This window comes from Phyllobacterium sp. TAF24, assembly GCF_052113785.1.
Lineage (GTDB): Bacteria > Pseudomonadota > Alphaproteobacteria > Rhizobiales > Rhizobiaceae > Phyllobacterium.
This window is the reverse complement of sequence record NZ_JBFRDN010000011.1, coordinates 53,568-67,699: the sequence shown is the minus strand read 5'-3', so window position 1 is coordinate 67,699 and position 14,132 is coordinate 53,568. Positions and strand designations below refer to the sequence as shown.

Below are 14,132 nucleotides of genomic sequence, written 5' to 3'. Positions count from 1 at the left end.
TTACGCACATTGTATTGCCTGCAATATTGGTCGCGCTGGCGGGTTGTTCCACAATTCAAGACGATGTGAAGAACAATCGGACAGCAACGATTGCAAGCTGTGTACGGCAGGTTGAAATGTCGAGACCTGAATTCAAGCAGCACGCCATGACCTATATAGGCGTATCGCGTGAGCACCTTTCAGACACGCTTTGCAATCGGTTGGCAGATGGTGTTGCAAGTGGGCGCATCGATCAGACCGACCTGAACAGGCTCATTGCTACCGGCCAGCTTAATGCGAAGTTTGCGTTCCTCAAGAGGCGGTAGCCATTGCGGGGCACCAATCGATTTTCTGATGTCTGCGGTTTGTGCTGTCAACGATTTCGGGATCTTTTTTCGATCTTGCTCAAGATGAGCCTGACAGCTTCATCTGGACCGGTTGTGAAGGTATCAATGACCGTCGTATCTCTGTCCCATTTCTCGTAGACTCTCTCTGCGACTTCTTTCCATGTGGGCAGTATCATGTCTTCGATGTCGGAGACTCTTGTTTCGACGCGGCGCCTGTGTTCTTCGGCATCCGAACACGTAACGTGAATTTCGAATGCTTCGACATTGGCTCGAGACGCCACGTTGCGCCATGCTTGGCGCGTGATCGTGATGGCATTAACGGAGTCGGCGATAACTGTTCCTCCGTTTCGCAAGTTTTCTTCCGCCAGAGCATAGGCAACGATATAGTCTGCCGGACCCACCTCATCCCTCAACATTTCGGATGAAATTAACGCCTGCGCGATTGTGTCGACCCGCAAATGCGTTGCCTTTAGAGGGCGAGCAAGCTCACGAGCGATTGTGGTCTTACCAGTTCCGGGCAAGCCACTCATAATAATAAGCATGATGACCTTCACAGCTGTTGGTTGTCGCTTTTGCAATTTTAGACACAGGTCTATCCAGTGCGAAAGCATTGATTGGTCCTGGAGAGACCATTGCTATCGGACGTTTCTTAACTATGTGATTGACTATGGACGCGAAAAACCCCGGCACCACTCCTTCCTCGGCTGAGCTTGAGGATATAATCTCAAAGGGCCCAATCATTGTGTTTGATGCGCTTTGTGTGATGTGCTCTGCCAATGCCCAGTTCGTCCTTCGTCATGATCATCAACATCGCTTTCGCCTCGCATCCATGCAGGAACCTGTTGGGATGGCGCTCTACCGGCTCAATGGCATTGATCCCGCTGACCCGGAAACAATGATCGTCGTTGAACAGCAGGGCGTTTTCAGGAATTCGGATGCAGTTCTGGCGATCTATGCCGGTCTTGGATGGCCATGGCGGATTGCCAGCCTTTTTAAAGCTGTGCCGCGTTTTATCCGTGATCCAATCTACCGCTTCATTGCGCGCCACAGAAACTTTCTTTTTGGACGCTATGAGACATGCTGGCTTCCGGAGGCTGCCGATCGGGATCGTCTGCTTTGATGGGTTGGTAATCAGACATTTTTACAGCCGAAAATTGTGCGCTTTCCATCGGTAGGGCGTTGGTAGTACGTTCTCTCTCTGTTCCAAGCGATTCTTTTCTGGATTCGCGCGTTCGGAGAGTCTATGGCTGCCTATCTCGAAAAACTGAATGATGCACAGCGGCGCGCCGTTGAATATGGAGTTGGCACCGGGGGCAGTGCGGGACCATTGCTCATTATCGCCGGTGCGGGCTCGGGCAAGACCAATACGCTTGCCCATCGCGTCGCTCATCTGATTGTCAATGGTACGGACCCCCGGCGTATTCTTCTGATGACGTTTTCCCGGCGGGCAGCCGCTGAAATGGCGCGGCGCGTGGAGCGCATCTGCAATCAGGTTCTCGGTGCGAATGGCGCTGCCTACAGCAATGCACTTGAATGGTCTGGCACATTTCACGGCATAGGCGCACGCCTTCTGCGCGAATATTGCGATCAGATATCACTCGACAGGAATTTCACGATCCACGACCGGGAGGACTCGGCGGATTTGATGAACCTCGTCCGCCATGAACTTGGCTTCTCCAAGATGGAGAACAGGTTTCCAACCAAGGGCACATGCCTTGCCATTTATTCGCGGACAATCAATTCTGAACGCCCGCTTGAAGACGTTCTGAAGGAGCATTTTCCATGGTGTGCCGCGTGGGGTGCGCAATTGCGCCAATTGTTCGCGGGATATGTGGAAGCCAAGCTATCCCAGAACATTCTCGATTACGACGACCTGCTGCTTTATTGGTGCCAGACGGTAACGGACCCACTTTTGGCTGAGGATATCGGGTCGCGGTTTGATCACGTCATGGTCGATGAGTATCAGGACACCAACCGGCTACAATCCTCGATCCTTTTGGCGCTGAAACCCATGGGTACGGGGCTGACTGTCGTCGGTGACGATGCGCAATCAATCTATTCTTTCAGGTCGGCCACTGTCCGCAACATTCTCGACTTTCCGGCATCCTTTACGCCAGCGGCTGATGTCATCACGCTGGACCGAAATTACCGTTCCACACAGCCAATCCTCACCGCTGCCAATGCCGTTATCGATTTGGCATCCGAGCGTTTTACCAAGAACCTCTGGACGGAACGGCAATCTGCCGACAGACCGCAACTGGTTACTGTGCGTGATGAGAGTGAACAGGCGCGCTATATCGTCGAACAGGTGCTCGACAGGCGGGAAAACGGCGCCTTGCTAAAACAGCAGGCCGTGCTTTTCCGGACATCTAGTCATAGCGGTGCGCTGGAAGTCGAGTTGACGCGGCGAAACATTCCGTTTGTCAAATTTGGCGGCCTGAAGTTTCTGGACAGTAGCCATGTCAAGGATTTGCTGGCAATTTTGCGTTTCATCCAGAATCCCCGGGACCGTGTGGCGGGTTTTCGCCTGATGCAGCTTTTGCCCGGTGTAGGCCCGGCGTCTGCTCAAAATGTCCTCGACAAGATGGCCCTGCATGCAGACCCGGTTGCGGCGCTGTCCGAGATTCCCGCACCGCCGCGGGCAGGCGAGGACTGGGCGAAATTTGTTGAAATGCTTCAAGGCGTGCATGGCCGCAAGAGCGAGTGGCCAGGCGATCTGGAGAACATTCGCGCCTGGTATGAGCCGCATCTGGAGCGGCTTCACGAAGATGCATCCATGCGGCAGGCTGATCTTCTGCAACTTCAGCAAATCGCCAGCGGCTATCCATCGCGTGAACGTTTTCTGACCGAGCTTACCCTTGATCCACCCGATGCAACGAGCGACCAGTCTGGCGTTCCTCTGCTCGATGAAGATTTTCTGATCCTCTCCACAATCCACTCCRCCAAGGGGCAGGAATGGAAGTCAGTCTATGTATTGAATGTTGTCGATGGCTGTATGCCGTCTGATCTTGGGGTAGGGTCAAAACCCGAAATTGAGGAGGAAAGGCGGCTGCTCTATGTCGCCATGACCCGGGCAAAGGATGATTTGCATCTGGTCGTTCCGCAACGCTTTTTTACGTATGGCCAGAACGCGCAAGGTGACAGGCATGTCTATGCTTCGCGCACGCGGTTCGTTCCGGCAACGCTTCTGCAGTATTTCGAATGCACCACTTGGCCGAAAGTTCGGCAGGAATCTCCAAGACAGGCGGAAGCGCGCAATGTCCGTGTCGACATCGCCGGGCGAATGAGAGGAATGTGGGGATAGTCTTTAGGATTGACGGAAGACGGGCGCCAATCCGCGCCCGCCTGTTGTGTCGTCTGGATTAATCCATCTGGACGTTGGCGTCCTTGACGACAGGTGTCCACTTGGCGATTTCCGCCTTCACATGCGCAGCGAGTTCTTCAGGCGTAGAGCCGACGATGGTGGCGCTGAATTCTTTCATGCGTTCGATTACCGCGGGATCTTTCATCGCCTTGTTGGCAGCTTCATTCAGCTTGGCGATAACCTCAGGCGGTGTACCTGCCGGTGCGAACAGCGCATTCCAGGTATAGGTTTCATAACCGGGGATTGTTTCGCCAATTGTGGGCACGTCAGGGAAGGACGCGGCCCTTTCCTTGGTGGTTACGCCAAGCGCCCGTAATGTGCCTCCCTTCATATGCGACGATGATGAGGGGAGGTTGTCGAACATGATCGGCACCTGATTGCCAATGACATCATTCAGCGCAGGGCCTGCGCCCTTATATGGAATGTGCTGCATCGAGACGCCAGCCATCTTCTTGAACAACTCGCCGGAGAGATGCAGCGGCGTGCCATTGCCCGAAGATGCGTAACTGTACTTCTCCGGATTGGCCTTCAGCAAATCGACCAGTTCCTTGACATTCTTTGCCGGCAGTTCCGGATTGACCACCAGGACATTGGGAACGATCACGAGCAATGAAATCGGTGCGAAATCCTTTTCGGCATCATATGGTTTGGATTTCAGGATAAGCGGGTTAAGCGCGTGCGTTGCCACCGTGCCCATGAGGATCGTGTAACCATCAGGATCGGCCCGTACCACATTGCCTGCACCAAGGCTGCCACCCCCGCCGCCAATATTCTGGACGATCACCTGCTGGCCGAGCAGATCAGACATTTTGTTGGCGATCACACGCGCCACAACGTCGGTTGATCCACCGGCGGCAAAAGGCACGACCATCGTCACAACGCGGTCCGGAAAGTTTTGGGCTTGTGCCAGCCCGCCAAACGTTACTGCTGATAGAATTGAAAGGCCGAGGGCGAGACTAGCGCGCCGGGTGATCCCAGATAGTGACATTCATTTTCCTCCCGATGTCGTTTTATGTTCCGCCAGCATTAAAGCATGCGATGGCAAAGGACGGAAGCGGGAGGCATTTAATCAATAGGGTTCAGGCGGTGCGTGCCGTCAGCCAATACAGTCTGAACAGCTTCGAGGGTTTCCTCACGGCTTTGTCCTGCCGTTTCAATGACATGGCGCTCAAGCCCATCAAGCGCGGAAAATTGCCGGTGCAACTCGCTGATAGGGCCCGGATCGCTGAGCGTATTGCCGCCACGACGTTGGCACCTTGCAATGGCCTCGCTGAGTATTGGCCGCAATATGATGTAATGGAGTGGCAGAGAAAGAGAGCGGAAAGGATCGAGAAACCAGGGGCCAATGATGCCGTCCACCACGACAAAAAAGTTACCCTTGGCATATCGTTCTGCGGCACCGGCCAGAACATCGATGACAGTCTTGTTCTGTGCATGAGCTTCCGGCAGGTAGGGTTGAATCAGGCCATTCTTGATATAATGCCAAAAATCGTCTGAATGCAGATGCACTGCGGGGACCTCTGAATTCGCAACCAGAGATGCAGCAGTTGTGCTTTTTCCAGAACCCGGAGGACCGGTTAGAATCAGGATATGGCCAGACAAATCGATCATGGGATGCCTATAAACGTTCTATGGCGGCGTTTCCAGATTGGTTCTTCCCCCCAATTGGAACTTTCTTCGCTGGCCGGGGTTCAAGAAAGCTGGCGAAACCCCGTTGGCAGGGCCCGGTCGACAAGAAGCGTGTAGCTTCCGCTTGGCCGGGCCCACCCAAAAGGGCGGTGCAATGATTGACGATTTTGACGACGATGATGAAGATGCCTGGCCGACCCATAATTCCTATGGTTGGTATCTGATTATATTTGTCTGCGGCGTGATTGTGGCTGCTCTTCTTACGTATTTCCTGGCAGGATGATATCTGCAAACCGGATGCGCCTGTTTTAAGCCTGTTCAGCCATCACAGGTAAAAGCATAGAACGGGAAGTTCAGAGATGAGATGGGCGGAGCGCGCAATCCACCTGAATAGAGCCATTGAATCGACGACACATAAAAAGTGATCGCCAGATCATTGCCCGTTAACCAAAGTCACCTGATGTCAGCGATATCAACCTATTCTGTTAAGGTGCTGTCAACCTATCGGTGCGAGTTATAGACTTGGTGCAATCGTCCATGATGAGTTCTGGAGTTGCGCTGACATTCTTGTCTGTTTATCGATGCGTAAAAAGTGTGGGGACGGCGTCCAGCCGGTGGTTTGCATTGTCAAAAGCCAAAGCTTTTCGAATTGCTGGAGTTGTTGCGATGGGCGCCTTGATGGCTGCCTGTGCATCGTCACCTAAGGTGAAAGTCGGCAAGCGTACCCACGGTAAGGAATATTTCGCAGAATCCGAATATGGCGTCAAAGCCAGCCCACGCGTGGTTACGGATTTTCGTAACATGCCCCGCGGCGGTGGTCGCGATCAGCTCGGCCGGCCCTATCAGGTTCGTGGTAAGTGGTATTACCCCAAGGAAGAACCCGGTTATAAACGCCAGGGTCTTGCCTCATGGTATGGCTCGGCATTTCATGGTCGTCTGACTGCCAATGGTGAAGTCTACGATATGAACCATCTGTCTGCGGCGCATCCCACCATGCCTTTGCCCAGTTATGCGCGTGTCACCAATCTTGCCAATGGCAGTTCGGTAATCGTGCGCGTCAATGATCGTGGACCCTATCATAGCAATCGCGTCATTGACCTTTCGCAAAAGGCAGCAACCATGCTGGACTATCAGCATACGGGTACGGCTGATGTGAAGGTCGAATATGTCGGACGTGCGCCGCTTGAAGGGCGTGATGATGGATTCCTTATGGCTTCCTATCGTGGTCCAGGCGTGCGCAATCCATTGGGGCAGCCAGATTCAGGCACGATGATCGCCATGAATGGTTCGACACCCACGCGGCGCAATACGGTTGAAATTCCGGGGATGCAGCCATCGCGTCCCGCAGGCGTTCAGGTCGCAAGCCTTAGCATGCAGCCGGTATCGTTTAATGATCAGGCTGCTCATCTTGGTGCGCCAATGCAGCCGCAGACGGCGGATATGGCCGCAATGTCTGGAGGCACTATGCCTTTCGGTTATGATATTCAACCCGTTCTGCCGTTGATCGGGCCTTATATCGATGACAAGCCCGCTGTGCTGCTGGGATCGCTCAAGGGCGGCTCCAAGCGCCCATCACCGTTCGTCAGCTCCTATGCCAGCGAGCGCGTGGCGAGTGCCAATGGTACAGCCGTGGCGATGAACAGCCTTATTTCGCCGCAGGCTATTTCCGGCGCTTGGAAAAACCAGAACAAGCTGGATGATGTCGCTGCGCCTACGGGCGAATATGTGGATATCGGTCTTTTTGCTGACAAGGCCGCTGCTGGCCGTGTCATGCGAGCACTTTCGCCGCTGGGTAAGGTCGATCTGTCCGAGGTCGCCAGCCCCGATGGTCCGCGCATTGCCTTGGTGGCGCGCGCCAATGCCGGGAAAAACACCGATGCCTTGCTGCAGGCCGCATGGAAGGCCGGGGCAGGCGACGCGTTTGTCGTACGCGATGATGGAAACTGATCTCCCACACCGTAAACTATCCCTGAAACAGCCATTCCGCATGCTTGCCGCTGGCCTTCTTGTGGCACTGTCAGCCTATGGCTCAGCCCAAGCGCAAGAGGCGCTGTTCGATACCAAGGCCAAGCAGGCTTTGATGCTGGAAGACCAGACCGGCACCATCCTTTATGCCAAAGCCCCGGACACACTGATTGAACCGGCGGCGCTGGCCAAGCTGATGACCATGGAACTGGTTTTTCATGAGCTTAAAACCGGTAACATCAAGATCGATACACAATATACGGTCAGTGAAAATGCCTGGCGGACGGGTGGGGCGCCCTCCGGCGGTTCGACCATGTTTGCCAAGCTCAAATCATCGATCAGCGTCGGCGATCTCATTCAGGGTGTCATTGTGCAGTCGGCCAATGATGGCTGCATCATTCTGGCAGAAGGCATTGCGGGTTCCGAGCAGAAATTTGCCGAGATGATGAATGAACGGGCCAAGGAAATTGGCCTGAAGAACTCGACATTCCGCAATTCGACCGGCTTACCCGATCCGCAGCAAAAAGTATCCCTGACCGATCTCGTTACACTGGCTCGCTACATCAAACACGAATATCCTGAGTATTACCGGACCTACACGCAGGAGAGCTTTACCTGGAACAATATTTTCCAGCGCAATCGCAATCCGCTATTGCGGCTGGATATCGGCGCCGATGGCATGGGAACCGGCTATACGGAACAGTCGGGCTATGGTCTCGTAGGATCTGCCGAACATAATGGGCGCCGTTATATTGTTGCGCTGAGTGGTCTTGCTTCAGACAAGGAACGGGCGGAAGAGGCCAAGAAGGTGTTTGAATGGGCTTACAACGCCTTTGAAGAGATCAGCATCTTTGCTGATGGCGAGACTGTGGGCGAGGCCAGCGTGTTTGGCGGTGTGAAGTCGAGCGTTCCCCTGAAAGCGCATGAAAAGATCAGTCTTTTGATTCCAGCCGCCAATAAGGACCGCCTCAGGGCCCATGTGGAGTATAAGGGGCCGCTCATTGCACCAGTGAAGGCGGATGAACAGGTTGGCGTGCTGCGAATCTGGATTGGCGATGCCTTGGCTCAGGAAACACCTGTTTATACGGGAGAAGCCGTTGAAACAGGCGATTTGCAGAAGCGGACAATGGATGCCGTGCTGGAACTGACCACAGGCTGGACACGGCACCTTAAGCTTTAGTGCTTTCACCGCTCGACCTTTTCTTCCTCGGGCATTAGAACCAGCTGTAAAGAGTGACTCTTTAGCGAAAGACGGCTGACGGCGTGCAACAGGGACTATTCATTACCTTTGAAGGCGGCGAGGGCGCGGGCAAATCTACCCAGATCACCCGTCTGGCAGAACACATGCGCGCGGGCGGTGACGATGTATTGGTGACACGCGAACCGGGCGGCTCGCCCGGTGCGGAGGCCGTGCGCCATGTCATCTTGAGCGGAGCGGCCGAGCCATTTGGTCCAGCCATGGAAGCCATGCTGTTTGCCGCCGCGCGCAATGATCATGTCGAGCAGGTCATGCGCCGGGCACTGAATACCGGCAGCATGGTGCTCTGCGACCGGTATATCGATTCCAGTCGTGTCTATCAGGGTGTGACCGGCGATCTCGATGCAGGGTTGATGCGTGCAATTGAACGTGCAGCAATCAATGGATTGATGCCCGATCTGACTATTATTCTCGATCTGCCTGCGGAAACCGGATTGCAACGCGCAAATGCACGGCGCGGCGCAGAGACTGCTGATCGTTTTGAGAAAGAGACAATCGAAATGCATCGCAAGCGGCGGGACGCCTATCTGGCCATCGCCGCGGCGGAACCGGGCAGATGCAAGGTTGTTGCGGCCGATAGACCGGTTGACGACATTGCTGCCGATATTGCCGAACTTGTCGACCGGTTGAAGGCAAGTCGGTCCATCAAGGCCAAGCCCAAGGCGGGAGCGGCACAATGAGCGATGCTGTTCTTGATGTTCCAGCCACGCATGATTCCATTGATGGCATTCCGGCGCCTTCGGCCAATCCTGCCTTATTCGGTCATATGGCTGTGCGCTCGTTTCTGGCACAGGCCTATCAATCCGGCCATATGCACCATGCATTGCTGCTCGAAGGGCCACAAGGTGTAGGCAAGACCACACTGGCGTTCCATCTTGCCGGCCACATGCTCAAACATCCGATCCAGCTTGATGCGCCGCTGGAACTGGCCACCCCCGACTATTCTGTTGCGCCATACCGGCAGATTGCCACGGGCACGCATCTGGCCATCTTGCATATCAGCCGTCCACTCGATGCGAAAAGCGGAAAATTCAAGACCGGCATTACCGTCGACGAGATCCGCCGTGTCACGCACTTTCTCAATCGCACAGCGCATGATGGTGCTTGGCGCATCGTGATTGTCGATCCGGCAGATGACATGAATCGCAATGCTGCCAATGCTTTGCTGAAGACTCTTGAAGAACCACCACAGCGTACGTTGTTCATTTTGATCTCACATTCCTCCGGGCGTTTGCTGCCGACAATTCGGTCGCGCTGCCAATCCATTCGCTTTGAAGGACTGGACCGGCAGGACCTGTTGTCGGCACTTGAAACAATCGGTCTTGGAGCAGATCAGGTGCCTGACACTGAAGCGCTTGTCGCCCATGCGGATGGCAGTGTGCGCAAGGCGGCGCTGCTGGTGGCCTTTGGCGGCCTTGAAATATCGCAGACGATTGATGCCATCCTGACCAAGCCGGTCTTTGATGTGCCGAAGGCTCAGGCGCTAGGAACGGCCTTGTCAGGCCGTGATTCCGAGATCCAGTTTGATCTCTTTCTTGAAGACATATTCTCGCGCTTGGCGGCAAAGGCGAGGGCGGCCGCCGCAAAAGGCGCTGTCGCCGAGGCCAATCAATGGTCGACGCTCTGGCAGGAGATGCAGAGCGAAGCACGGGAAGCCGATGCTTTCAATCTTGATCGCAAGCAGTCTGTTCTTATCTTTCTAGACAGGATGCACCGCGCACTGCTTGCCGGTTGATCGCCTGAACGGATAGAAGCGGAATATTATTTCAATCAGATCATGAGTTTATGACCGGTATAGCAATCAGGCCAGACATGGGTTATGTCAGCCTGACGCCTTCCCAAGATGCCAATTCCGAAGCAAATCAGGTTACGTATGAGCCGCGAAACATTTTACATCACAACAGCCATTTCCTATCCGAACGGCAGTCCGCATATCGGTCACGCTTACGAGCTGATCGCGACGGATGCGATTGCCCGTTTCAACCGTCATGACGGTAAGGATGTGTTCTTCCTCAGCGGCACTGACGAACATGGCATCAAGATGCATCAGACGGCACGCAAGGAAGGCATCACGCCGCGAGAGCTGGCCGATAGAAATGCCAAGCTTTTCCGTGACATGGGCTACGCTTTGAATGCGTCCTATGATGATTTCATCCGCACCACCGAGGAGCGGCATTATAAATCATCRCAGGCGATTTGGCAGAAAATGGTGGAAGCCGGGGATATCTACAAGGATTCCTATGCCGGTTGGTATTCCGTGCGCGATGAAGCCTATTATCAGGAAGATGAAACGGAAGTGCGTGCCGACGGCGTGCGTTATGGTCCGCAGGGATCTCCCGTCGAATGGCTGGAGGAGGAGAGTTACTTCTTCCGCCTTTCCGCCTATCAGGATCGTCTTCTCACGCTTTATGCGGATAATCCGGGCTTTATCGGACCGGATGAGCGGCGCAACGAGGTTGTGTCCTTCGTCAAATCAGGTCTCAAAGACCTGTCCATATCGCGCACGACATTCGACTGGGGCATTCCTGTTCCCGGCGATGAAAAGCATGTCATGTATGTCTGGGTCGATGCGTTGACCAACTATCTTACTGCCATAGGCTATCCCGACGAGACTGCTGAAAAGTGGCGTTACTGGCCAGCCGATGTACACATTATCGGTAAGGATATTATTCGCTTCCATGCGGTCTATTGGCCTGCATTCCTGTTGTCCGCAGGCATTGAGCTGCCAAAGCGCGTTTTCGGCCATGGTTTTGTATTCAACCGCGGCGAGAAAATGTCAAAGTCGGTCGGCAATGTCATCGATCCCTTCACATTGGTTGAGCATTACGGGCTTGATCAGGTGCGTTATTTCCTTTTGCGTGAAGTGCCATTCGGTCAGGACGGCAATTACAGCCATGAAGCCATTGTCAATCGCACCAATGCCGATCTTGCCAATGATCTGGGTAATCTGGCGCAGCGCTCGCTATCGATGATCAACAAGAACTGTGAAGCCAAGGTTCCGCAGCCCGGCGCATTGACGGATGTCGACAAGGCAATCCTCGATCAGGCGGTGGCAGCGCTGGAAACCGCGCGCAAGGCTGTTGGAAGCCAAGCCATGCATCTGGCGCTTGGAGCGATCTTTGCCGTTGTGGCCGAAGCCAACAGGTATTTCGCTTCGCAGGAGCCTTGGGCGCTGAAAAAGACCGATCCGGCGCGGATGGAAACGGTTCTCTATGTGACGGCGGAAGTGATCCGGCGCGTGGGTATCCTGTGTCAGCCGTTCATTCCGGGCTCAGCGGCGAAGCTGCTTGATGTTTTGGCGGTGCCTGAAGCCAAACGTAACTTCAGCGATCTGCTTGGTGGCAGCGAACTTGTGCCCGGTGCGGACTTGCCTGCGCCGCAGCCGATTTTCCCGCGTTACGTCGAGACTGACAAAGAAGCCTGATCAGGAACCGGATCTTTCATGCTTGTCGACAGCCATTGCCATCTGGATTTCCCGGATTTTGCCGAGGAACGCGATGCCATTGTCCAGCGGGCGCTGGATCTTGGCGTTGTGCGGCTCGTGACCATCTGTACGCGCGTTCGCAAGTTTGACGGCATCATCAAAATCGCCGAGCAATATGACAGTGTCTATGCCTCGGTTGGTACGCACCCAAACAATGCGCATGAGGAACTCGACATTACTGCCGATGATCTGATCAAACTTGCCGAGCACCCGAAAGTCGTGGCGATCGGTGAGGCGGGGCTTGATTATCATTATGATTATGCACCGCCGGAAGCGCAGGCGCACGGGCTTCGCACACATATTGCTGCCGCACGCGCAACGGGCTTGCCGCTCGTTATTCATGCCCGCAGCGCCGATGAGGACATGATTTCGATCTTGCGTGAAGAATCAGGGAAGGGCGCCTTCCCTTTCATTCTGCACTGCTTTTCCTCCGGTGCCGAATTGGCGCGCGTCGGCGTCGAGCTTGGCGGTTATGTCTCCTTCTCCGGTATTCTGACATTCAAGAATTCACCGGACATTCGCGAAATCGCCAAAAATGTACCGCGTGACCGGTTGCTGGTGGAAACGGACGCGCCTTATCTTGCGCCAATGCCGCATCGTGGCAAGCGCAACGAGCCGAGCTTTGTCACGCATACCGCTGCCGTTCTGGCGGAGACCATTGGCGTCAGCGTTGAGGAAATTGGCAGGCTGACCACTGACAATGTGTTCCGCTTGTTCACCAAGATGCCAAGGCCCGCTCATGCCTGATCGCTTGCGCTTTACCATTCTCGGCTGCGGTTCGTCTCCGGGCGTGCCGCGCATTAATGGTGACTGGGGCAATTGCGATCCTGACAATCCCAAAAACCGTCGCCGCCGTGCGTCCATGCTGGTGGAGCGTATTGCCGATAATGGTGGCGTTACCACTGTGATTATCGACACGGGGCCGGACTTCCGTTCGCAGATGATCGATTTCGGCTCCGGACGGCTCGATGCGGTTGTCTATACCCATGCGCATGCGGACCATATTCACGGACTTGATGATCTCAGGACCTTTGTCATCGACCGGCGCAGCCTGATGGATATCTATGCCGATCTGGCAACGCAGCGCCGCCTCGTTGAGGGGTTTGGCTACTGCTTCAAGACGCCTGAAGGTTCCAGCTACCCACCGATCCTTCAGCCACACGAGATCGTGCATCACGAAGCTTTTGAAATTGAAGGAGCGGGCGGTTCCATCCGTTTTCTGCCACTACCGCAGGTGCATGGCGATATCCTGTCCCTGGCTTTCCGGATTGGTGATGTGGCCTATTGTTCCGACGTCAGCGCCTTTCCGGAGACGACAGCAGCGCAACTGGATGGCCTTGATATTCTGATCATTGATGCCCTTCAATACCGCACACATCCAAGCCATTTTTCTCTCGATGAATCAATGGAATGGATCGATAAGCTAAAGCCGCGTCGAGCAATCCTTACGCATATGCACGTACCGCTGGATTATGAAACAGTCATGCAGGGCACGCCTGATAATGTGGAACCGGCCTTTGATGGCCTCTCATTTGAGGTTGAGGCATGAGCAAAAGTGTTGAGCGCGTCCGTCAGGCGGCCCACGAAGCGGGTCTTGAGATCGAAATCCGCCAGATGGCCGATTCAACCCATACGGCCGAAGATGCGGCAATCCAATGCGGTGTGACGGTTGCGCAGATTGTTAAATCGCTGATCTTTCAAGGCACTGACACGCAGCAGCTTTATTTGTTTCTGGTTTCCGGGCCACGACAGCTTGATCTTACCAAAGCAGCAAAATTGACCGGCGAAACACTGCATCGAGCCGATCCAAAACACATCCGCAAGGAAACCGGCTTTGCCATTGGCGGCGTATCGCCATTGGGCCACCTGGTCGATATCAAGGCTTTTGCGGACGAAACGCTGATGCAGTTTGATGTTGTGTGGGCTGCAGCAGGAGGGACAAACTTCGTTTTTCCGGCAGAACCACGGGCATTGATGAAGGCGGCAAAAGCAAAAATCGCTGATATTGCGAGTTAATTCGCTATTTTTTCTGTGTCATCCAATATCGGATAGTGCATTTTAGTTTCACGTTCTGACCTTTGATAGATTGAAATACCGGGACAGCGA

The 14,132-nt window shown here is 54.5% G+C and carries 15 protein-coding genes; 12 read left to right on the top strand and 3 right to left on the bottom strand.

The genetic code is table 11. The features are described from left to right. The first annotated feature begins 116 nt into the window (after positions 1-116). Positions 117-305, top strand: a complete 189-nt coding sequence (locus AB4Y96_RS11930; RefSeq protein ID WP_441917543.1) for a hypothetical protein — start codon at positions 117-119, stop codon at positions 303-305. 47 nt (positions 306-352) lie between these two features. On the opposite strand, the gene AB4Y96_RS11925 is transcribed toward AB4Y96_RS11930, so the two are convergent. Beyond that, on the bottom strand, positions 353-868 hold the full coding sequence (locus tag AB4Y96_RS11925) for an AAA family ATPase (protein ID WP_441917634.1): 516 nt from the start codon (positions 866-868) through the stop codon (positions 353-355). A 125-nt stretch (positions 869-993) separates the two neighbouring features. Between AB4Y96_RS11925 and AB4Y96_RS11920 the strand changes: the two genes are divergently transcribed. Both AB4Y96_RS11920 and AB4Y96_RS11915 read left to right on the top strand, forming a co-directional pair. Next, positions 994-1,446, top strand: a complete 453-nt coding sequence (locus AB4Y96_RS11920; RefSeq protein ID WP_091876810.1) for a thiol-disulfide oxidoreductase DCC family protein — start codon at positions 994-996, stop codon at positions 1,444-1,446. Positions 1,447-1,569: 123 nt separating this feature from the next. Continuing rightward, positions 1,570-3,630, top strand: coding sequence for an ATP-dependent helicase (locus AB4Y96_RS11915; RefSeq protein WP_441917542.1), 2,061 nt, complete (start codon positions 1,570-1,572; stop codon positions 3,628-3,630). A gap of 58 nt (positions 3,631-3,688) precedes the next feature. On the opposite strand, the gene AB4Y96_RS11910 is transcribed toward AB4Y96_RS11915, so the two are convergent. Beyond that, on the bottom strand, positions 3,689-4,678 hold the full coding sequence (locus AB4Y96_RS11910; protein ID WP_441917540.1) for a Bug family tripartite tricarboxylate transporter substrate binding protein: 990 nt from the start codon (positions 4,676-4,678) through the stop codon (positions 3,689-3,691). Positions 4,679-4,755: 77 nt separating this feature from the next. Continuing rightward, entirely contained in the window at positions 4,756-5,298 is a 543-nt protein-coding gene (locus AB4Y96_RS11905) for an AAA family ATPase (RefSeq protein ID WP_441917632.1), read from the bottom strand. Positions 5,299-5,473: 175 nt separating this feature from the next. On the opposite strand from AB4Y96_RS11905, the gene AB4Y96_RS11900 reads away from it, so the two are divergent. The 9 genes from AB4Y96_RS11900 (at position 5,474) to AB4Y96_RS11860 (ending at position 14,042) form a co-directional block, all read left to right on the top strand. Beyond that, entirely contained in the window at positions 5,474-5,602 is a 129-nt protein-coding gene (locus tag AB4Y96_RS11900) for a hypothetical protein (protein ID WP_441917539.1), read from the top strand. 383 nt (positions 5,603-5,985) lie between these two features. After that, complete coding sequence (locus tag AB4Y96_RS11895) at positions 5,986-7,266, top strand: septal ring lytic transglycosylase RlpA family protein (RefSeq protein WP_441917538.1); 1,281 nt, start codon at positions 5,986-5,988, stop codon at positions 7,264-7,266. Continuing rightward, positions 7,253-8,464, top strand: a complete 1,212-nt coding sequence (locus AB4Y96_RS11890) for a D-alanyl-D-alanine carboxypeptidase family protein (protein ID WP_441917537.1) — start codon at positions 7,253-7,255, stop codon at positions 8,462-8,464. The genes AB4Y96_RS11895 and AB4Y96_RS11890 overlap by 14 nt, the downstream gene beginning before the upstream one ends. Positions 8,465-8,547: 83 nt before the next feature. Further along, the gene (gene tmk, locus AB4Y96_RS11885; RefSeq protein ID WP_441917536.1) at positions 8,548-9,222 is read left to right on the top strand and encodes a dTMP kinase; all 675 of its coding nucleotides are present in this window, start codon (positions 8,548-8,550) and stop codon (positions 9,220-9,222) included. Then, positions 9,219-10,277: a DNA polymerase III subunit delta' gene (locus tag AB4Y96_RS11880; RefSeq protein ID WP_441917534.1), complete on the top strand. Its 1,059-nt coding sequence runs from the start codon at positions 9,219-9,221 to the stop codon at positions 10,275-10,277. The genes tmk and AB4Y96_RS11880 overlap by 4 nt, the downstream gene beginning before the upstream one ends. A 138-nt stretch (positions 10,278-10,415) precedes the next feature. After that, on the top strand, positions 10,416-11,966 hold the full coding sequence (metG, locus tag AB4Y96_RS11875; RefSeq protein ID WP_441917533.1) for a methionine--tRNA ligase: 1,551 nt from the start codon (positions 10,416-10,418) through the stop codon (positions 11,964-11,966). 18 nt (positions 11,967-11,984) lie between these two features. Then, on the top strand, positions 11,985-12,773 hold the full coding sequence (locus AB4Y96_RS11870) for a TatD family hydrolase (protein WP_441917532.1): 789 nt from the start codon (positions 11,985-11,987) through the stop codon (positions 12,771-12,773). Beyond that, positions 12,766-13,575 (top strand): MBL fold metallo-hydrolase, encoded by an 810-nt coding sequence (locus AB4Y96_RS11865; protein WP_091876796.1) that lies wholly within the window; start codon positions 12,766-12,768, stop codon positions 13,573-13,575. The genes AB4Y96_RS11870 and AB4Y96_RS11865 overlap by 8 nt, the downstream gene beginning before the upstream one ends. Further along, the gene (locus tag AB4Y96_RS11860; protein ID WP_441917530.1) at positions 13,572-14,042 is read left to right on the top strand and encodes a YbaK/EbsC family protein; all 471 of its coding nucleotides are present in this window, start codon (positions 13,572-13,574) and stop codon (positions 14,040-14,042) included. The genes AB4Y96_RS11865 and AB4Y96_RS11860 overlap by 4 nt, the downstream gene beginning before the upstream one ends. The last annotated feature ends 90 nt before the right edge of the window (positions 14,043-14,132 follow it).